We start from the raw sequence: 17,383 nt of genomic DNA, 5'->3' as shown, positions 1-17,383 counted from the left end.
GCGGAAAATACGTGGCCATTACCGCGATTATCGCTTTAGCTCACGATGGGGCGTCCCTACAATACGCCTCTTTGATTCAGCCCATGGCCCACAGCGGGAGGCAAGACATGACAGCACTCAATGACGGCTGGTTTACCGAGGTATTCCAGGATCAGGGGACCGCGTTCTCCCTGCAGGTGAAAAAGAAGCTCCACGAGGAGCAGACACCGTTCCAGAAACTGGAAATTTACCAGACCGAGACCTTTGGCAACCTGATGGTTCTGGATGGCTGCGTGATGCTGACCACCCGCGACAACTTCCTGTACCACGAGATGATGACTCATCCGGCTCTGTTTACTCACCGGGACCCCAAAAAGGTGGTGATTATTGGCGGCGGTGACTGTGGCACCTTGAAAGAGGTACTTAAACACCCTGGCGTTGAGGAAGCCTGGCAGGTGGAAATCGACGAGCGGGTAACCCGAATGTCAGAAAAGTATTTCCCGGAGCTGTGCGAGGCCAACAGTGACCCACGCGCCAACTTCTTCTTCGGGGACGGCATTCAGTGGATGCGGGACATTGAGCCAAACAGTGTCGACCTCATCATCATCGACAGCACAGACCCGGTTGGCCCGGCCGAAGGCCTGTTTGCCCTGGATTTTTACCGGGATGCCATGCTGGCGTTGCGCGAGGGTGGCATTATTGTCCAGCAGAGTGAATCGCCGCTGCTGCACACCGAGAGCATCATCAAGGGTATTCACGAGGACATGCGCAAGGCCGGGTTCGAGCATGTGCAAACCCTGCCATTCCCGCAGCCGGTTTATCCGACGGGCTGGTGGAGTTGCACCATGGCGAGCAAGGAGAATCCGATCAAGTACTTCCGAGAGGAAGATGCCAACAATCGCCCGTTCGTAACCCGCTACTACAATGCCGGTGTGCATCGTGGTGCGCTGGCGATGCCGCAGTTCATGGTTGATGCCCTTGAGGACGAGGTTCGTCCGGAAGAAGGTTAGGGGAAACTCTGAGAGACAAAAAAGGGGCGCCAATTGGCGCCCCTTTTTCATTTGCAGTTTCAGCGTTTACTGCTTGCCGCTGACGAACTCCGGATAGGCTTCCATACCACACTCGGACAGATCCACACCTTCGTACTCGTCTTCTTCCGAGACCCTGATACCCATGACGGCTTTCAGAATACCCCAGACGATGAGGCTGGTTACGAACACCCAGATGAAGATGGTGAGCATGCCGACCAGCTGACCCATAAAGGTGGCGTCTGCGTCGGACAGGAGGACCGCGAAGATACCCCAGATGCCCACAACACCGTGTACAGAGATGGCACCGACCGGATCGTCAATGCGCAGCTTGTCCATGGTAACGATGGAGAAGACCACCAGGGTGCCACCGATAGCGCCAATGATGACGGCCAGCAGAGGTGAAGGATCCGCCGGCTCAGCCGTGATCGCAACCAGGCCGGCCAGGGCACCGTTCAGGGCCATGGTCAGGTCGGCCTTGCCGAACATCAGGCGCGCCACGATCAGGGCAGCAATCAGGCCACCAGCTGCGGCTGCGTTGGTGTTCAGGAACACGTTGGCAACTTCGTTGGCGACACCGATACCACCCAGCTTCAGGGTAGAGCCACCGTTGAAGCCGAACCAGCCCATCCACAGGATGAAGGTACCAAGAGTTGCCAGGGGCAGGTTGGCGCCCGGGAACGCGCGGATTTCACCTTTGGCGCCGTATTTACCTTTACGGGCACCGAGCAGGATCACACCTGCCAGGGCTGCTGCTGCACCGGCCATGTGAACAATACCGGAACCGGCGTAGTCGCTGTAGCTCAGCTCGTACATGCCGAATACCGCGTCGCCGTTCCAGGTCCAGGAACCCTGCATCGGGTAGATGAAACCACACATAACAACGGCGAAGCCCAGGAAGGCCCAGAGCTTCATACGCTCAGCCACAGCACCGGAGACGATGGACATGGCAGTTGCAACGAAGACAACCTGGAAGAAGAAGTCAGAAGCGCCGCTGTATTCGCCCATGTCGCCGAAGCCGGCTTCAGTGGAGGCTGCAATAACGCCCGCAATCGCTGCGTCGTCCATCTCGGCAACAGTCGTTACACCGCTCAGGAAGATACCGCCGTCGTACATGATGTCGTAGCCGACAATCAGGTACATGGTACAGGCGACCGCAAACAGGGCCACGTTCTTGGTCAGGATCTCGGTGGTGTTCTTGGCACGCACCAGGCCGGCTTCCAGCATGGCAAAGCCAGCGGCCATCCACATGACCAGGGCACCGCAAATCAGGAAGTAAAAGGTATCCAGCGCATACTGGAGTTCAAAAATGTGATTAAGATTGCTTTCCATATGAAGCCCTCCGCACGAGGCTTTTCAGGTTATAAATTTTTTTGCGTTGGCTGTTCGAAAAATCAGAGCTGGTTCAGACCGCTTCTTCGCCGGTTTCGCCAGTCCGGATCCGGATGGCTTGAGCCAGTTCAGTCACGAAGATCTTGCCGTCACCGATCTTGCCGGTGTTAGCCGCCTTGGTGATGGACTCGATAACCTGGTCCAGAAGGTTGTCGCCGATAGCAACTTCCACCTTCACCTTGGGCAGGAAATCCACCACGTATTCCGCGCCACGATAGAGTTCTGTGTGGCCTTTTTGCCGACCGAAGCCTTTGACTTCAGTGACGGTTACGCCTTGTACGCCAATCTCGGATAGTGCCTCACGGACATCATCCAATTTGAAAGGCTTGATGATCGCTGTCACAAGTTTCATTGCTTTCTCCTTGGTAAAGCCGTCTCAACAGTGAGAGCCCGTCGGCCGGTTGTTGAGCTCGGGATGCTGCCACCTCGCACACCAATTGTGCGGATTGCGTACGAGAGCTTTAGCATCGTGTATGCCAACGCAAAAAAATAGTTAAAAAACAGTAGGCTACGATATCCGCGTACCAGAATGGCGCAAACTTGTGCACCAAAATAGAGCGGGTAGCCGGCCAGTGAGCCAATTTGGAGCGGGCTCCCTGACCCTTCGCCACTTATTATAGGGTCGACCACCTACAGTATGGCAGGGGCTGCGGTGTGATACACTCCCGCTAACCGGCAACCGGCCCTGTCTTTTAGTCGAAGCCGGATATTTCAGGAATTTGTGAGGTGACGTGTGAAAGGTCCACAGGATATTTTTTCTCAGCTGCAGGGCCAGTTCGGCCAGTTTGTTCCAGACATGGCCCGCGCTGCACGGGAAGATTTTGAAACCCAGGCCCGGGCCACCGTGATGGCCGTTTTGTCTCGCCTGGAGTTGGTAACCCGGGAGGAGTTTGACGCCCAGCAGGCCGTCCTGCTAAAGACCCGTGAAAAGGTGGATGCCCTCGAGAAGCGGGTGGCCGAACTGGAAAATTCCCTGCAGAAACAATAAATCCCGGACACGCCTGGCAGGATGCCGGGCAAACATATTCGGTTATTACCATGGATGGTTGTCATGCTTGCTATTGTTCATTCTCGCGCCGCCATTGGCGTGTCAGCGCCTGCCGTTACCGTTGAAGTCCATCTCTCGGGCGGCTTGCCCGCGCTCTCGATCGTGGGCTTGCCGGAAACCGGTGTAAGGGAGAGCAAAGAGCGCGTCCGAAGCGCGCTTCTTAATGCCGGTTTCGAATTTCCCGCCCGAAGAATTACCATCAATCTCGCCCCCGCTGATCTGCCAAAAGAGGGTGGTCGGTTCGATCTGCCCATCGCTCTGGGCATTCTGGCAGCGTCTGGGCAGATCCCGGTCGACAGCCTTTCCGATTGCGAATTCGTCGGCGAATTGTCCCTTGATGGTGCACTGCGCCCTCTGAAAGGTGTTCTGCCGGCCGTGTTGGCCGCACGGGAGGATGGTCGGGCCTTGCTGGCTCCCCACGCCAACTCCGAGGAAGCGGCACTGGCAAGCCAGGGTGATCTTCTGGCCGCCGGTCACCTGCTGACCGTGTGCGAACATCTGAGTGACCGTGCCCGTCTTGTGCCGGTGCCAGGGTCTCCCCTGGAGGAAGCGCCGGACGGCAACCGTGACGTGCCCGATCTGTCGGATGTCCGCGGCCAGCAGGTGCCGCGCCGAACGCTGGAGGTGGCTGCAGCGGGCGGTCACAATCTTTTGTTCTTCGGTCCCCCGGGAACCGGGAAGAGCATGCTCGCCAGTCGCCTGCCCGGAATCCTGCCCGGGCTTGATGATGCTGCAGCCATGGAAGTGGCGAGCGTGCATTCAGTGGCCGGGCTGCCGGTTCGGGCCGGGGGCTGGCGCCAGCCGCCTTTTCGAGCGCCTCATCATACCGCGTCAGCAGTTGCGCTGGTCGGCGGTGGCAGCAGCCCGAGGCCGGGGGAGATCTCCCTGGCGCACCGGGGCGTACTTTTCCTCGACGAGTTGCCGGAGTTTGAGCGGCGGGTGCTGGAAGTGCTCCGGGAACCGATGGAAACCGGGGAAATCTCGATCAGCCGGGCGGCGCGGCAGGTGAATTTTCCGGCGCGTTTTCAGGTCGTTGGCGCAATGAACCCGTGCCCCTGTGGCTACAGTGGTCATCCCACCATCGAGTGCCAGTGCACGCCGCAACAGGTTACCCGCTACCGGTCGAAGATCTCCGGGCCGTTGCTCGACAGGTTTGATCTGCACGTTGAGGTGCCGGTGCAGGGCGGCGACATACTGATGCGCCAGGGTGGGGATGGCGAGACCAGCGCCACGGTCCGGGAGCGTGTTCGGGCTGCCAGATCCCGTCAATCAGAGCGGGGTTACCTGAATGCCGCGCTGTCCGGGTGTGAATTGCAGGCTGCATGCCGACTGGACCAACAGGGTGAGCGACTGCTTACCGGTGCCATGGAGAAGCTGGGGCTTTCGGCCAGGGCGTTGCATCGTATTCTTCGGGTGGCCAGAACGCTGGCGGATCTGGAAGGCTGCGAGAAGCTGCGGCAAAGCCATCTGGTTGAAGCGCTGGGCTATCGGCAACTGGACCGACAACAGGGTCGCAACTCGGTGGTCTCCGCCTGAGCCGGAACACTCTGGTAAACTAGTGGCAAATCCCGTTAAACATAACCCGCTGCCTGCGGTTAAGGATTGCAGATGACAGACCAGAAAGAACCGCAAGATCCCAAAGACGCCGCTGATTCGCCGGTCACCACCCGTCGTGGTGTGCGTAGCTTCGTTCTACGCCAGGGCCGGATGACGGAGGGCCAGAAAAAGGCGTTCGAGCGGAGCTGGCCGAAGTACGGCCTGACCCGTGAGGACGGAATGATTGATCCACGGGAGGTCTTTGGCCGCGACAACATGCTTAACCTGGAAATCGGTTTCGGCATGGGCCGGTCCCTGGCCGAAATGGCCGAGGCGGCTCCCGAGCAGGATTTTATCGGGGTTGAAGTTCATCAGCCCGGTGTTGGTGCACTGCTCAAGGAAATCGAGGATCGTGGTCTGGAAAACGTCCGGATTTACAGTATCGATGCCAACGATGTGATTGATCTCTGCCTGCCGGACGCCTGTCTGGATCGCATGATGGTGTTTTTCCCGGATCCCTGGCACAAGAAAAAGCATCACAAGCGCCGGTTGATCCAGCATGAGTTTGTCCAGCGGGTTCGTCACAAGCTCAGAGTGGGTGGAATCCTGCACCTGGCGACGGACTGGGAGAACTACGCCGAGCACATGCTTGAGGTTATGAGCGAGTCAGAGGGTTTTGCCAACACCCAGGAATCCGGAGGCTATTCACCGCGCCCTGAGGACCGTCCCATTACCAAGTTCGAAAAGCGCGGTGAAACCCTTGGTCACGGTGTCTGGGACCTGTTGTTTTACCGCACCAACTGACAGCTGTTGATTCGGCGTCAGTGATGAGCCAGCGGGTGGCGCCGTGAGGCCCGGATGATGACCAGTCCGGCGATGCCGAGCGTGAGCGCCGTGAACTTGATCAGCGCGCACAGGGTTGCAGACAGGCTCACTTCATCGGTGGGTGGGTTGAAATTGTTCAGCAACAGAATGTTCTCAGCACCATCGCTCAGGCCGGCAGTTGCAAACAGGGCCCGCACCCAGCGGGCTCCAACCCGCTCCCGAATACCGGGGCGATCGCGAGTGAAATGTCGGGTAAGGTGAATCAGGGCAAGCATGTAGGCGGGAATGAACAGGAAGTCCAGCCAAAGTGAAACCTTCGCCCAGGCAACTCCTTCGCGTCCCCAACTGCGAAAAATGGCGTGGGCCTGTTCGGCGGTACCGGCCAACTGATAGCTCACGATACCCTGGGGCGCTGACGCCGTCTGCAGCGGCTGGTTGACCATTAGCAGCGCGAACAGCAGCACGGCAGCTACCACCAGGCTGGCTTTCAGGCTTTTTGGAAATGCTGCCATTCCGTGTGCAGGGTCCATTACAGAAAACGCTCCAACAGGCTGTTAAGGTATCTCTGGCCCAGGTCGGTTGCCTGGAGTCGATCACTTACCAGCAGCTTTTCATTCCGCAGTTGTTCAAGTTTTACCCCAACTGTTGTCAGGGGTAAACCCGTTCGTTCAGAAAAAAGGCTTTCATCCACTCCTTCCTTAAGTCTGAGGGCGTTCATCAGGAACTCCAGAGGCAGGTCTTCCGCCGCGATCACATCAGAGCCGGCCGTCCGGCTCCCGATACGGTTCAGGTAAGCTTCGGGCTGCCGGGTCTTCCAGTATCGTCTGATGCTGCCGTCGGCCAGACTGATCTTGCCATGCGCGCCAGCCCCCAGTGCCAGATAGTCCCCGAAAGTCCAGTAGTTCAGATTATGGCGGGAGGCCTTTCCGTCAAGGCTCCAGGCCGAGACTTCGTAATCCTGGTAGTCCCGATGATGCAGTAATTCAGACCCCCGGCGATAGATGTCCCAGAGATGATCGTCGTCTGGCAGGTCTGGAGGTCGGCTGTAAAACTCGGTATTGGGTTCCAGGGTCAATTGATACCAGGACAGATGGGGCGGTTCATAGTCCAGGGCAGTCTGGATGTCCTCGCAAGCCTGCTGCGGAGTCTGGCCTGGCAGGCCGTGCATCAGGTCGATATTGAGGTTGTCGAAGCCGGCATGGCGAGCGGCCTGGATGGCCCTGTGGGCGGCATCCGAGTCATGAATTCGGCCCAGTGCTTTCAGGTGGTCGGGATTGAAGCTCTGCACACCGATGGACAGGCGGTTGATGCCTGCCTTCCGGAAGGCCTCGAAACGGCCGGCCTCAAGCGTGCCCGGGTTGGCTTCCAGGGTGATCTCGGCATCCGGCGCAAAGGTGAGCCTTGCCCGTAATTCCCGGAATAGCCGATGGTAGAATTCGCCGCTCATCAGGGAAGGGGTGCCACCTCCGATGAACACGGTTTCTATCGGTCGGTCGGCGGCAAAGGTCAGATCCTGGTCGAGATCTTCGAGTAGAGCCCGCAGATAGGCGGATTCGGGGATAGTACCGGTGAAAGCGTGAGAGTTGAAATCACAGTAGGGGCACTTTCGCACGCACCATGGCACGTGGATGTATAGGCTTAGCGGCGGTCGAACCGTCGTTGGCCGCTGACGTTCCCCGGGCCTGGTATCACTCAACTGTCTCAGGCCTCGGCCTTCAGTTGATCCAGCAGAATTTTCAGGGCCCTTCCGCGGTGGCTGATGTCTCCCTTCTCGGAGCGGGACAGTTCAGCCGCGCTGCAGCCATGCTCGGGTACGAGGAATACCGGGTCATAGCCGAATCCACCATCGCCCTTGGGTGATCTGAGGATCGAGCCGGGCCAGCGGCCATGGCAGATGATCGGGGTCGGGTCGTCGGCATGGCGCAGGTATACCAGTACACAGTGAAACTGGGCTCCCCGTTGCCCGTCCGGAACATCGGCCATGGCGTCGAGCAGTGCGTTCACGTTGTCCTGGTCGGTTGCATCCGCGCCGGCAAAGCGGGCGGAGCGGACGCCGGGGCGCCCGCCCAAGGCATCCACGGCCAGACCGCTGTCGTCGGCCAGGGCTGAAAGCCCGGTTTCCCGAGCGGCATGGCGAGCCTTGAGAATCGCGTTCTCGACAAAGGTAACCGCCGGCTCCTCGGCTTCACCGACGCCCAGATCTCCTTGGGCAACCGGGGTCATCCCCAGAGGCGAGAGCAGTTCGGTCAACTCCCCGATTTTCCCTTTGTTATTGCTGGCGATGACAAGTCGGTTGGTCATATAGGCTTAATCGCTGAACAGTGTATGAGCAAACCGTACCGCCAGGTCCTGCTGGTGTCCGGTAGGGCGTGCGGTAATATTGAAGGTCATCAGCTCTCCAGAGGAATACTGATACTCGGCAATAAAGTACACGGAGTCACCTTCCTGAATCCGGCGAAACGCCAGAAAGCGCACCTGTTGGACATCGTTGGAGACCTTGCCTTCCACCTGGCCACTCACCGGAGACATGGAGCCGTCTTCGTTTTCCTCCATGATGGAAATATTGACGATGCCGATGCCCTTGCTCCGCTGAAGATTATTGGCTTTGGCTACTTCCGGTGCCAGGAAGGTGCTGGGCAGAACGCTCCAGAGTACCTTGTAATCGCCGAAGTCCTGCGAGCCGGCCTGTGCCTGTAGGCTGAACAGACCGATCAGCGCGATGACCAGCAGGTTGCGGAATGTGGAAAAGGTTTTCGTGATCATTGCTAGGTCTCCCGTGTGATTCGGTAAATGGCAATTTCACCCAACAAATTCGGCCACAGACGGGCCAGCCAACTGTTCTGGTGCTGGCCGTCCACCACCCGACGGCTTTTGATTCTGATGCCTTTCTGGCGGCACAGTGCCTCAAAATCCTTGAAGGTGCACAACCTTATGTTAGGCGTGTTATACCATTTATACGGCAGTGCCTCGGATTCGGGCATACGACCGCTCAAAGTCAGTCCCCAGCGCAACCGCCAGTGGGCAAAGTTCGGGAAAGTCACGATGCCTTCGTTGCCAACCCGCAGCATTTCATCGAGTACCTTGTCGGGGCGCCGGACCGCTTGAAGCGCCTGGGTCATCAGAACAATATCGAAACTGCCGTCCTCAAAGTTCCCCAGCCCCTGAGTGTCCAGGTTCTGTTCGATAACCGCCACCCCACGGCCCATGCAGGTGGTGATGTGGTCCGGGTTAATCTCCAGGCCGAAGCCACTGGCACCCCGTTCCCGATGGAGGAAATCAAGAAGAGTGCCATCGCCACAGCCCAGGTCCAGAACATGGTGGCCGGGCTGAACCCACTGCTGGATGATTTCGAGATCCGGTCTCATGCGCCGACCTCCCGTGCTACCCGGTCCATGTAGGCGTTAAAGATGTCAGTGTATCGCGGGGTCGGAATCAGAAATGCGTCGTGTCCCCAGGGCGCGTCCACCTCTGCGTAGCTGACCTTCCTCCGCGCGCCAATCATGGCGTTGACCATTTCTTCGGAACGGGCTGGCGTGAAGCGCCAGTCGGTGCTGAACGACAGCACGAGGTATTCGCAACTGGCTGCCGCCAGTGCTTTGGAAAGGTCACCGCCAAACTCGTAGGCCGGATCAAAGTAGTCCAGGGCGCGGGTCATCAGCAGATAGGTATTGGCGTCGAAAGACTCTGAAAAGCGCTCGCCCTGGTAACGAAGGTAGCTCTCAACCTGGAATTCCGCGTCATAACCAAACTTGTAGGCCTGGTCACGGAGTTCGCGGCCAAACTTCTCACCCATGGAGGCATCCGACAGATACGTGATGTGGCCGACCATCCGTGCCAGCATAAGGCCACGCCTGGGAACGGTTTCAAAGTCGTAATAGCGACCGTCGTAAAACTCCCGATCGGAGGTGATGGCCTGGCGTGCTACTTCATTGAAGGCAATGTTCTGGGCGGTCAATCGGGGAGTGGACGCAATCACCACCGCATGTCGCAGGCGATCGGGGTAGTCGAGGCTCCACTGCAGGGCCTGCATGCCGCCCAGGGAGCCGCCAACAACGGCTGCCCAGCATTGAATGCCGAGCCGGTCTGCCAGCAGCGCCTGACTCTTGACCCAGTCGCCGACGGTGATGACCGGGAACTCCGGGCCGAAGGGTTTTCCGGTTTCGGGGTTGACGCTGTTGGGGCCGGTACTGCCGTGGCAGCCGCCTAGATTGTTCAGGCTGACAACGAAGAACCGGTTGGTATCAATGGGCTTTCCTGGGCCGATACAGCTATCCCACCAGCCGGGCTTGCGGTCTTCGGCAGAATGGTAACCGGCCGCGTGGTGGTGACCGCTCAAGGCGTGGCAGATAAGAACGGCGTTGCTGGCGTCGGCATTCAGGGTGCCGTAGGTTTCCACCACCAGGTCATAGTTTTCCAGGGACTGGCCGCAGGCCAGGTCGATGGGAGCGTCGAAATGATAGGTCTGCGGGGTAACAATCCCGACAGAATCCGCAGGCAGGGTATCAGACATCGGCGCGAATGGTTCCTGGTTTGATCCGTAAGTGTCTGGAAAAGCAATGACAAAGGCATCGCCAGCCCAGCAGTTTAAAGCCGGGGCGTGATGGCTGCAACCGCCTGAATGGTCGCTCTCGCGGCGCTTACACTGCGCCGGAGATGTTCACCACTTTTTGCTGGATCAGGGTAGGGGCCGGTTTGCGGATCTGGCGCTGCATCGCGTCCGCCAGTTCCAGTTGCCTGCGCAGGTCGGCAATGGTGTTGGTCAGGCGCAGGCGCTCGGTGCGGCTGTCCTTGTCGTTGCGGACCATGTCGCGAAGGCGCCGGATCTGGTGCTCAAGCAGCTGCTTCTGTTCCATGGAGTACTGCATGATCGGCAGCAGGGCTTCGGATGGCCAGCGTTCAACATCGTGGCGCACTCGGGCATGGAGTGTGCGGGCTTCGCCGACCATGACATTGAAAAAACGGCGAACCAGAACCGACTGCTCGGTGAGCAGGTTCTTTGGACTGATGCGGAAGCGTCTGGCTTTTTTGCGCAACTCCCGGATGGCGATTACATGGCGCCCTGCCCGAAGCGGGATGGGTTCAAGGTGACGGGCCCGATTGTCTTCATTATAGCGCCGGTAAATGGCCCCGACCATTTTTTCGGCCAGGTGTCCTTCGCTCAGCAGGTTGGTCAGGTCGCTCTCCAGCAGTTCGAAGAACTGATCCATGGCGCGGTTCATGCCGGCGGTGGTCCAGCTCTTCGACATGCTGGTGCGCACCCGCTCTGCGTGGGCTTCGAACCGGTCTTCGCTCACCAGTTTTTTCAGCAGTTCGCCCTGGGAGTCCATCAGACGCCGGCTCGAGCGCAGGGTGATCAGCTTCTTGTAGTAGAAGTCGTAGTCTTTCTGGGCGCGCTCGGCCAGTCGGCCCAGTGCGGCCTTGTCCATGGTGACGCCGGCGCAGGCTTGGAGCTCTTCTTCGAGCGACTCGAGTCGATACTGCATTGCCGCCTGGCTGTTCTGGAGCATGCCAAGAAGGTCGTTGATCAGGCTCTGGGTGATCAGCTGTTCCTTGTGCATGAGGATGCGCTGGATAATCAGCTGCTCAAGCTGATTGATATTGGAACGGTCAAACAGGTCGTTGTCTTTCTTCACTCTTGCAACCAATCCCTGCTTGGCAGAAACCGGGATAACATCGTGCTGGCGCATGCCCAGGTGGTCGGCCGTGTAGCCGCGCACCCGCTCAATCGCCTCGTTGGTATGGCGCTCGCTCTGGAGGTCATCCCAGAGCACGTCGATCTTGTTCAGCACGGCAAAGCGCCCGGCGCGGTGGTCCGCGTGCTGTGTGTCAATATGTTCCTTCCAGATGGTCATGTCACTGGCGGTAACGCCGGTGTCGGCGCTCAGCACAAAGATCACCGCATGGGCTCGGGGCAGCATGCTGATAGTCAGCTCCGGCTCGGAGCCCAGAGCATTCAGCCCCGGAGTGTCAAGGATTCGCAGGCCGCGCTCGAACAACGGGTGGCGGATGCTGATCTGGGCGTTACGCCAGGCGGGCACGAGCACGTTGCCCGGGTTGTTGCGGTCGTGCTCCAGCATGCCTTCGTCGAAACCAAGTCCCCGGGCCTCTTCCGGCGGCACACTTTTGACCCGGGCAACTTCGGCAAGGACTTCCCGCATGATTTCAGGATCGCGTTCGTCCAGCTCATGTTTGACCCACCGTTCCGGCTGTTTGCGCAACTGCTGCAGGGACAGTTCGCCGTTTCGGGTTTCAATGGGCAAAAGAAGCAGATAATTTTCGTTGGCGTTGCGATCAAAGAACAGCTCGGTGGGGCACATGGTGGTGCGACCGGCCTGGGAAGGCAGCATGCGCTGGCCGTACTCGGAGAAGAACAGGGCGTTGATCAGTTCGGTTTTACCGCGGGAGTATTCGCCGACAAACGCAATGGTCAGCTCATCCTCAATCAGCAGCTCCAGCCCGTGGCGGATGCGGGTGCTGACATCGTCGGAGAACAGATTGTTATCCTGCAACCACAGCCGGTACCGGCCGATCTGGCGGATCAGCTCTTTTTTCCAGTTGTGATAAGCCTCTACCTGCTGCGACAGAGTTCCCTGTTGGTTCATCGGATTTTCCTTCTGCGCGACTTCCTGGTATCCCGGTCAGAACGGGGTGCTCACGGGTGACGGATTAATTACCGTTAATACTATCCTGTTATTTCCAGGTTTGTGGCGGGGCCGGAGCGGAAGAATTGACCAAGCTTGCCGGTAATTCAATAAAAAAGCTGCAAAATCAGTAGTATGACTTTGCAGCCCGGGAATTATGGATTTCGTGGCTAAGTGTTACAAAGTGTATATTTGCGACAGGGTCTACATACCCAGACCGATGGAGCCGAGGCCAGCGGCCATTTTCATGTGCTCAATCACCACCGAGATCACGTTCAGAAGCAGGAAAACAATGATGGGTGACAGGTCCAGGCCGCCCATGGAGGGCATGATATTGCGCACCGGGCGCATTACCGGCTCGGTGATCTGGGCGACCAACTGGATTGCGGGATGACCGCTGCCCGGGGCGATCCAGCTGACGACCACGACCGCAATAACCGACCAAAAATAGATCTTCACAATCAGATCCAGCACGTTTAGCACGGCCCAGACCAGCAGTGTGATCGGATTTACCGCGGGAATGCCGCCGCTCAGCGCCACCAGGATCAAAAAGAAGGTGATGCCCTGAATGATGACTGCAAGAACCAGAGAAGCTCCATCGAAACCGCCCAGGCCAGGAATAACACGCTGTAGCGGGCGTAGCGGTGGATTGGTGGCCTTGACCACGAACTGAGTGATGGGATTGTAGAAGTCTGCCCTGGCCAGTTGAAGCAGGAACCGAAGCAGCACAATGGTCAGGTAAAAGGTGGATGCGATGAGCAGGATGGTAATCAGAATGTCTGCCAGCATGAAGCCGTGTCTCCGTTATCGGTTACTGTTTGCCTGCCAGTTCTTTGGCCATTTCTTCCGAACGCTTGAAGGCGGCCTTGTAGGCTTTGGCCACCAGGTCGCGCATACCACCTTCCTCGAAGGTGTTGATGGCCTGTTCGGTGGTTCCGCCAGGAGACATCACGTTGCGCTTGAGCTGGCCAGGATCGTGCTCGCTTCGACCGGCCATTTCCGCCGCTCCCGCCATGGTCTGGATAGCCAGTTCCCTGGCGGTTCCGGCGGCAATGCCGGCCTCGGTAGCCGCTTCCTCGAGCGCCTCAAGCATCAGGAAGAAATAGGCGGGCCCGCTGCCGGAGAGGGCGGTAACCGCGTGCAGCAGGTTTTCGTCCTCAACCCAGAGCGCTGAGCCGATGCTTTCGAACACCGATTCCACCATCTTCTTTTGTTTGTCTTTCACCTCTTTGTTGGCGAAAAGGCCTGCAGCCCCTTTGCCGACCAAGGACGGTGTGTTGGGCATCACCCGGACCATCGGCAAGCCGCCGCCGAGCCAGCCATCGAGGGTATCGGCTGTCAGGCCGGCTGCAATGGATACCATCAGAGGGCGGGTATTCTGAACCACCGGTGCGATGTCGCGACAGACATCTGCCATCACCTGGGGTTTCACTGCGAGAACCACCATGTCTGCTTGCTGGGCGCAGTAGCGGTTATCTGTAGTGACGCTCACGCCGAAACGCTTGCGGATCGTTTGCAGGTGCGCGTCATCCGGCGCGCTGACCCAGATATTGCCGGCCTTATAGCCGTTATCCAGCATACCGCCAATGATGGCGCTGGCCATGTTGCCGGCGCCAATAAAAGAAATGGTTGGTGATGTGCTCAAGGTTAACTCCCCGGTTGATCGTTTAAACGTCCGGCCCTGATCATAGCAGGAACCGGCCGGTTCAGCTCTTTACTGGGCGTTCGCCAAAAATTGCGGTGCCCACCCTTACCCAGGTGGCACCTTCCGCTATTGCTATTTCCAGGTCGCCGGACATGCCCATGGACAGCGTATCGAGCGGGCCGGCGTCGGGGTGATCTGCCTTCAGTTGCTTAAGGGTATTGGCCAGCTTTCGAAAACTGGCTCTTAACCCTGCTTCGGGCTGATCTGGATCCGGAATGGCCATCAAGCCTCTCAGCTTGAGGTTTGGCAGTTCGCCGATTTCGGCCACCAGATCCGGCAATTCTCCGAGAGTGCAGCCGGATTTGCTCTCTTCCTCATTAATATTGACCTGGAGGCAGATATTCAATGGCGGCAGCGCAGGATCCCGCTGTTCGCTGAGGCGACGGGCAATCTTGAGGCGGTCGACGCTATGCACCCAGATGAAGGCGGAAGCCATCTGTCGGGTCTTGTTGGACTGGATTGGCCCGATGAAGTGCCACTCGACGCCCTCGAGATCTTTAAGCACTTCGATCTTTTCGAGTGCTTCCTGAAGGTAGTTCTCACCGAAGGCCCGCTGACCGGCCGCGAAGGCTTCCCGCAGATCTTCCGGCGGTCGGGTTTTGCTGACGGCGAGCAGATGCACAGCCGCTGGCTCGCGCCCCGCCTGCAATGTTGCTTTTTGTATGCTTCGGGTTACGCTCCCGATGTTGTCTGCTATGCTGCTCATAGTGTGAAATTGCCACGCTCGGTCTGTCACTTGTACGGTGACACGTTACCCGCAGGTCACTGAAATGCCAAGTGAACCGCGCCGGGGCCCTGCCGGGCGGAAGCTACCGGGATAAAAGAAAAAGCCTTCCGAGGATTCCTATGGATATTACTGAACTGCTTGCCTTTTCGGCGAAACAGGGTGCGTCTGACTTGCACCTCTCTGCCGGTCTGCCCCCGATGATTCGTGTTGATGGTGATGTACGCCGCATCAACCTGCCGCCCATGGAGCATAAAGAGGTCCACGGGCTGATCTACGACATCATGAACGACAAGCAGCGTAAGGACTACGAGGAATTCCTGGAAACCGACTTCTCCTTCGAAGTTCCGGGTGTCGCCCGTTTCCGTGTAAACGCCTTCAACCAGAACCGTGGCGCAGGCGCCGTGTTCCGGACAATCCCCTCCAAGGTTCTGACCATGGAAGACCTGGGCATGGGGCAGGTGTTCAAGGACGTATCCTCGGTGCCCCGTGGACTGGTGCTGGTGACCGGCCCGACCGGCTCCGGTAAGTCCACCACCCTGGCGGCGATGATCGATTACATCAACGACACCCGCTACGAGCATGTGCTTACCATTGAAGATCCGATCGAATTCGTACACGACTCCAAGAAATGTCTGGTGAACCAGCGGGAAGTGCACCGGGACACCCTGGGCTTTAACGAAGCGTTGCGTTCAGCCCTTCGGGAAGACCCCGACATCATCCTGGTAGGTGAGCTCCGGGACCTGGAAACCATCCGCCTGGCACTGACAGCGGCTGAGACCGGCCACCTTGTATTTGGCACCCTGCACACCACCTCCGCCGCCAAGACCATTGACCGGGTTGTCGACGTGTTCCCGGCGGAAGAAAAGTCCATGGTTCGGTCGATGCTGTCGGAATCCCTGCAGGCGGTTATTTCCCAGACCCTGATGAAGAAGATGGGCGGCGGCCGAATCGCGGCACACGAGATCATGATCGGTACGTCTGCGATCCGGAACCTTATTCGTGAAGACAAGATCGCGCAGATGTATTCGTCGATCCAGACCGGTGGCTCCCTGGGCATGCAGACCCTGGACCAGTGCCTGGAACGGCTGCTGCAGAAAGGGCTCATTTCCCGCGAAGCTGCGCGTGCGAAGGCCAAGATGCCTGATAACTTTTAATCTAGTTTGCTCCTGAAACTCGATCATCGACGACGGGAGCAAAGGGGAATCAGTCAGACTCCCCGAATGTGGTTTGACGGGTGGGGCGGGTGCAGCTACCCGGGACTGTCTGCAGCATGGATGCTGCAGTCAAGCGTACATGGACGTATTCACAGCGTGTCCCGGGAAGCTGCACCCGCCCCATCCAGGCACCAAACGATGAAGATTGGGTACAAAAAATGGAATTCGAAAAACTGTTACGGCTGATGGTGGAGAAAGGCGGTTCGGACCTGTTCATAACAGCGGGTGTACCACCGAGCATGAAGGTGAACGGGAAAGTTCTCCCGGTCACCAAGAACGCGTTGACGCCGGAGCAGACGAGGGAGTTTGTCTACGGCTCCATGAACGACAAGCAGCGCGCCGAGTTTGAGGAAACCCACGAGTGTAACTTTGCGATCAGTGCCCGGGGCATTGGCCGGTTCCGGGTGTCCGCGTTCTTTCAGCGCAATCTGTGCGGCATGGTGCTGCGTCGGATCGAAGTGAAGATCCCGCAAATCGATGATCTGTCGTTGCCGGAGGTGATCAAGGAACTGGCCATGACCAAGCGTGGCCTGATCATGTTCGTGGGCGCCACCGGTACCGGTAAGTCCACATCGCTGGCGGCCATGCTGGGGCACCGGAACCGCAACAGCCGTGGCCATATCATTTCCATTGAAGACCCGATCGAATTCGTGCACCAGCATCAGGGCTGTATCGTCACCCAGCGTGAAGTGGGCATCGACACCGAGAGTTTCGAAGTGGCGCTGAAGAACACTCTGCGTCAGGCGCCCGACGTTATACTGATTGGTGAGGTGCGAACCCGCCAGACCATGGAATATTCGGTCCAGTTCGCCGAGACCGGTCACCTGTGTCTGGCCACGTTGCACGCCAACAACGCCAACCAGGCGCTGGACCGGATCATCCAGTTCTTCCCGCCGGAACAGCACAACCAGATCTGGATGGATCTGTCCCTGAACTTGAAGGCCATCGTGGCTCAGCAGCTGATTCCAACGCCAGATGGCAAGGGACGCAAGGCGGTTATCGAGGTCCTGATCAACACTCCGCTGGTGGCAGACCTGATCCGGAAGGGCGAAGTGCATCGTCTGAAGGAACTGATGTCCAAATCCAATGAGTCCGGCATGCAGACCTTTGACCAGGCGCTCTATCAATTGTATTCAGAAGGGTCCATTACGTACGAGGATGCTCTTGCCCATGCCGACTCTGCCAACGACTTGCGCCTGATGATCAAGCTTGGTGCCGACGCCCAGGGGGCGGATAAGCTGTCTTCCTCTGTGGACAAGCTTTCAATCCAGGACGACTGATACGAGCT

The 17,383-nt window shown here is 58.3% G+C and carries 18 protein-coding genes; 6 read left to right on the top strand and 12 right to left on the bottom strand.

From position 1 onward, the window contains the following. The first annotated feature begins 107 nt into the window (after window positions 1-107). On the top strand, window positions 108-989 hold the full coding sequence (speE, locus tag CFT65_RS18520; RefSeq protein ID WP_088829478.1) for a polyamine aminopropyltransferase: 882 nt from the start codon (window positions 108-110) through the stop codon (window positions 987-989). Window positions 990-1,055: 66 nt separating this feature from the next. Here speE and CFT65_RS18515 read toward each other — a convergent pair whose 3' ends face one another. Together CFT65_RS18515 and glnK are read right to left on the bottom strand one after the other, a co-directional pair. Continuing rightward, on the bottom strand, window positions 1,056-2,339 hold the full coding sequence (locus CFT65_RS18515; RefSeq protein WP_088829477.1) for an ammonium transporter: 1,284 nt from the start codon (window positions 2,337-2,339) through the stop codon (window positions 1,056-1,058). A gap of 73 nt (window positions 2,340-2,412) precedes the next feature. Further along, on the bottom strand, window positions 2,413-2,751 hold the full coding sequence (gene glnK / locus CFT65_RS18510) for a P-II family nitrogen regulator (RefSeq protein WP_008173268.1): 339 nt from the start codon (window positions 2,749-2,751) through the stop codon (window positions 2,413-2,415). A gap of 381 nt (window positions 2,752-3,132) precedes the next feature. On the opposite strand from glnK, the gene CFT65_RS18505 reads away from it, so the two are divergent. The 3 genes from CFT65_RS18505 (at window position 3,133) to trmB (ending at window position 5,787) form a co-directional block, all read left to right on the top strand. Continuing rightward, window positions 3,133-3,387 carry an accessory factor UbiK family protein gene (locus tag CFT65_RS18505; RefSeq protein ID WP_014575880.1) on the top strand — a complete coding sequence of 85 codons (255 nt, stop codon included), beginning with the start codon at window positions 3,133-3,135 and terminating at the stop codon, window positions 3,385-3,387. A gap of 63 nt (window positions 3,388-3,450) precedes the next feature. Next, on the top strand, window positions 3,451-4,983 hold the full coding sequence (locus CFT65_RS18500) for a YifB family Mg chelatase-like AAA ATPase (RefSeq protein ID WP_088829621.1): 1,533 nt from the start codon (window positions 3,451-3,453) through the stop codon (window positions 4,981-4,983). A 72-nt stretch (window positions 4,984-5,055) separates the two neighbouring features. After that, window positions 5,056-5,787, top strand: a complete 732-nt coding sequence (gene trmB, locus CFT65_RS18495; RefSeq protein ID WP_088829476.1) for a tRNA (guanosine(46)-N7)-methyltransferase TrmB — start codon at window positions 5,056-5,058, stop codon at window positions 5,785-5,787. A 17-nt stretch (window positions 5,788-5,804) separates the two neighbouring features. Here trmB and CFT65_RS18490 read toward each other — a convergent pair whose 3' ends face one another. From CFT65_RS18490 to CFT65_RS18445, 10 genes are all read right to left on the bottom strand, one after another. Further along, complete coding sequence (locus tag CFT65_RS18490; protein ID WP_228705890.1) at window positions 5,805-6,320, bottom strand: hypothetical protein; 516 nt, start codon at window positions 6,318-6,320, stop codon at window positions 5,805-5,807. A gap of 17 nt (window positions 6,321-6,337) precedes the next feature. Then, complete coding sequence (gene hemW / locus CFT65_RS18485; protein WP_088829474.1) at window positions 6,338-7,504, bottom strand: radical SAM family heme chaperone HemW; 1,167 nt, start codon at window positions 7,502-7,504, stop codon at window positions 6,338-6,340. Between the two features lie 5 nt (window positions 7,505-7,509). Beyond that, a complete protein-coding gene (gene rdgB / locus CFT65_RS18480; RefSeq protein ID WP_088829473.1) occupies window positions 7,510-8,109 on the bottom strand; it encodes an RdgB/HAM1 family non-canonical purine NTP pyrophosphatase in 600 nt (199 codons plus the stop codon). 6 nt (window positions 8,110-8,115) lie between these two features. Beyond that, window positions 8,116-8,571, bottom strand: coding sequence for a DUF4426 domain-containing protein (locus CFT65_RS18475; RefSeq protein WP_088829472.1), 456 nt, complete (start codon window positions 8,569-8,571; stop codon window positions 8,116-8,118). 2 nt (window positions 8,572-8,573) lie between these two features. Next, window positions 8,574-9,173 carry a methionine biosynthesis protein MetW gene (gene metW, locus CFT65_RS18470; RefSeq protein WP_088829471.1) on the bottom strand — a complete coding sequence of 200 codons (600 nt, stop codon included), beginning with the start codon at window positions 9,171-9,173 and terminating at the stop codon, window positions 8,574-8,576. Continuing rightward, window positions 9,170-10,318 carry a homoserine O-succinyltransferase MetX gene (gene metX, locus CFT65_RS18465; RefSeq protein ID WP_088829470.1) on the bottom strand — a complete coding sequence of 383 codons (1,149 nt, stop codon included), beginning with the start codon at window positions 10,316-10,318 and terminating at the stop codon, window positions 9,170-9,172. Before metX ends, metW begins: the two co-directional genes overlap by 4 nt. Before the next feature lie 127 nt (window positions 10,319-10,445). Next, complete coding sequence (locus tag CFT65_RS18460) at window positions 10,446-12,410, bottom strand: dynamin family protein (protein ID WP_088829469.1); 1,965 nt, start codon at window positions 12,408-12,410, stop codon at window positions 10,446-10,448. Between the two features lie 243 nt (window positions 12,411-12,653). Continuing rightward, complete coding sequence (locus CFT65_RS18455) at window positions 12,654-13,238, bottom strand: YggT family protein (RefSeq protein WP_088829468.1); 585 nt, start codon at window positions 13,236-13,238, stop codon at window positions 12,654-12,656. Window positions 13,239-13,260: 22 nt separating this feature from the next. Then, window positions 13,261-14,094: a pyrroline-5-carboxylate reductase gene (proC, locus tag CFT65_RS18450; RefSeq protein ID WP_014575886.1), complete on the bottom strand. Its 834-nt coding sequence runs from the start codon at window positions 14,092-14,094 to the stop codon at window positions 13,261-13,263. 61 nt (window positions 14,095-14,155) lie between these two features. Beyond that, window positions 14,156-14,860 (bottom strand): YggS family pyridoxal phosphate-dependent enzyme, encoded by a 705-nt coding sequence (locus CFT65_RS18445; protein ID WP_088829467.1) that lies wholly within the window; start codon window positions 14,858-14,860, stop codon window positions 14,156-14,158. A 140-nt stretch (window positions 14,861-15,000) separates the two neighbouring features. On the opposite strand from CFT65_RS18445, the gene CFT65_RS18440 reads away from it, so the two are divergent. Both CFT65_RS18440 and CFT65_RS18435 read left to right on the top strand, forming a co-directional pair. Continuing rightward, window positions 15,001-16,035: a type IV pilus twitching motility protein PilT gene (locus CFT65_RS18440; RefSeq protein ID WP_008174189.1), complete on the top strand. Its 1,035-nt coding sequence runs from the start codon at window positions 15,001-15,003 to the stop codon at window positions 16,033-16,035. 218 nt (window positions 16,036-16,253) lie between these two features. Continuing rightward, the gene (locus CFT65_RS18435; protein ID WP_088829466.1) at window positions 16,254-17,375 is read left to right on the top strand and encodes a PilT/PilU family type 4a pilus ATPase; all 1,122 of its coding nucleotides are present in this window, start codon (window positions 16,254-16,256) and stop codon (window positions 17,373-17,375) included. Window positions 17,376-17,383: the final 8 nt, after the last annotated feature.

It is taken from the genome of Marinobacter sp. es.048 (assembly GCF_900188435.1).
Classification (GTDB): Bacteria; Pseudomonadota; Gammaproteobacteria; order Pseudomonadales; family Oleiphilaceae; genus Marinobacter.
The sequence above is the reverse complement of the archived record's forward strand: the minus strand, read 5'-3'. Positions and strand labels throughout refer to the sequence as shown.

What these genes read in the sequence shown, in the direction of transcription:
- speE (WP_088829478.1), top strand. Translation starts at nt 108, where the DNA reads ATGACAGCACTCAATGACGGCTGGTTTACCGAGGTATTCCAGGATCAG.
- CFT65_RS18515 (WP_088829477.1), bottom strand. Translation starts at nt 2,339, where the DNA reads ATGGAAAGCAATCTTAATCACATTTTTGAACTCCAGTATGCGCTGGAT.
- glnK (WP_008173268.1), bottom strand. Translation starts at nt 2,751, where the DNA reads ATGAAACTTGTGACAGCGATCATCAAGCCTTTCAAATTGGATGATGTC.
- CFT65_RS18500 (WP_088829621.1), top strand. Translation starts at nt 3,451, where the DNA reads ATGCTTGCTATTGTTCATTCTCGCGCCGCCATTGGCGTGTCAGCGCCT.
- trmB (WP_088829476.1), top strand. Translation starts at nt 5,056, where the DNA reads ATGACAGACCAGAAAGAACCGCAAGATCCCAAAGACGCCGCTGATTCG.
- CFT65_RS18490 (WP_228705890.1), bottom strand. Translation starts at nt 6,320, where the DNA reads ATGGCAGCATTTCCAAAAAGCCTGAAAGCCAGCCTGGTGGTAGCTGCC.
- rdgB (WP_088829473.1), bottom strand. Translation starts at nt 8,109, where the DNA reads ATGACCAACCGACTTGTCATCGCCAGCAATAACAAAGGGAAAATCGGG.
- CFT65_RS18475 (WP_088829472.1), bottom strand. Translation starts at nt 8,571, where the DNA reads ATGATCACGAAAACCTTTTCCACATTCCGCAACCTGCTGGTCATCGCG.
- metW (WP_088829471.1), bottom strand. Translation starts at nt 9,173, where the DNA reads ATGAGACCGGATCTCGAAATCATCCAGCAGTGGGTTCAGCCCGGCCAC.
- metX (WP_088829470.1), bottom strand. Translation starts at nt 10,318, where the DNA reads ATGTCTGATACCCTGCCTGCGGATTCTGTCGGGATTGTTACCCCGCAG.
- CFT65_RS18460 (WP_088829469.1), bottom strand. Translation starts at nt 12,410, where the DNA reads ATGAACCAACAGGGAACTCTGTCGCAGCAGGTAGAGGCTTATCACAAC.
- CFT65_RS18455 (WP_088829468.1), bottom strand. Translation starts at nt 13,238, where the DNA reads ATGCTGGCAGACATTCTGATTACCATCCTGCTCATCGCATCCACCTTT.
- CFT65_RS18445 (WP_088829467.1), bottom strand. Translation starts at nt 14,860, where the DNA reads ATGAGCAGCATAGCAGACAACATCGGGAGCGTAACCCGAAGCATACAA.
- CFT65_RS18440 (WP_008174189.1), top strand. Translation starts at nt 15,001, where the DNA reads ATGGATATTACTGAACTGCTTGCCTTTTCGGCGAAACAGGGTGCGTCT.
- CFT65_RS18435 (WP_088829466.1), top strand. Translation starts at nt 16,254, where the DNA reads ATGGAATTCGAAAAACTGTTACGGCTGATGGTGGAGAAAGGCGGTTCG.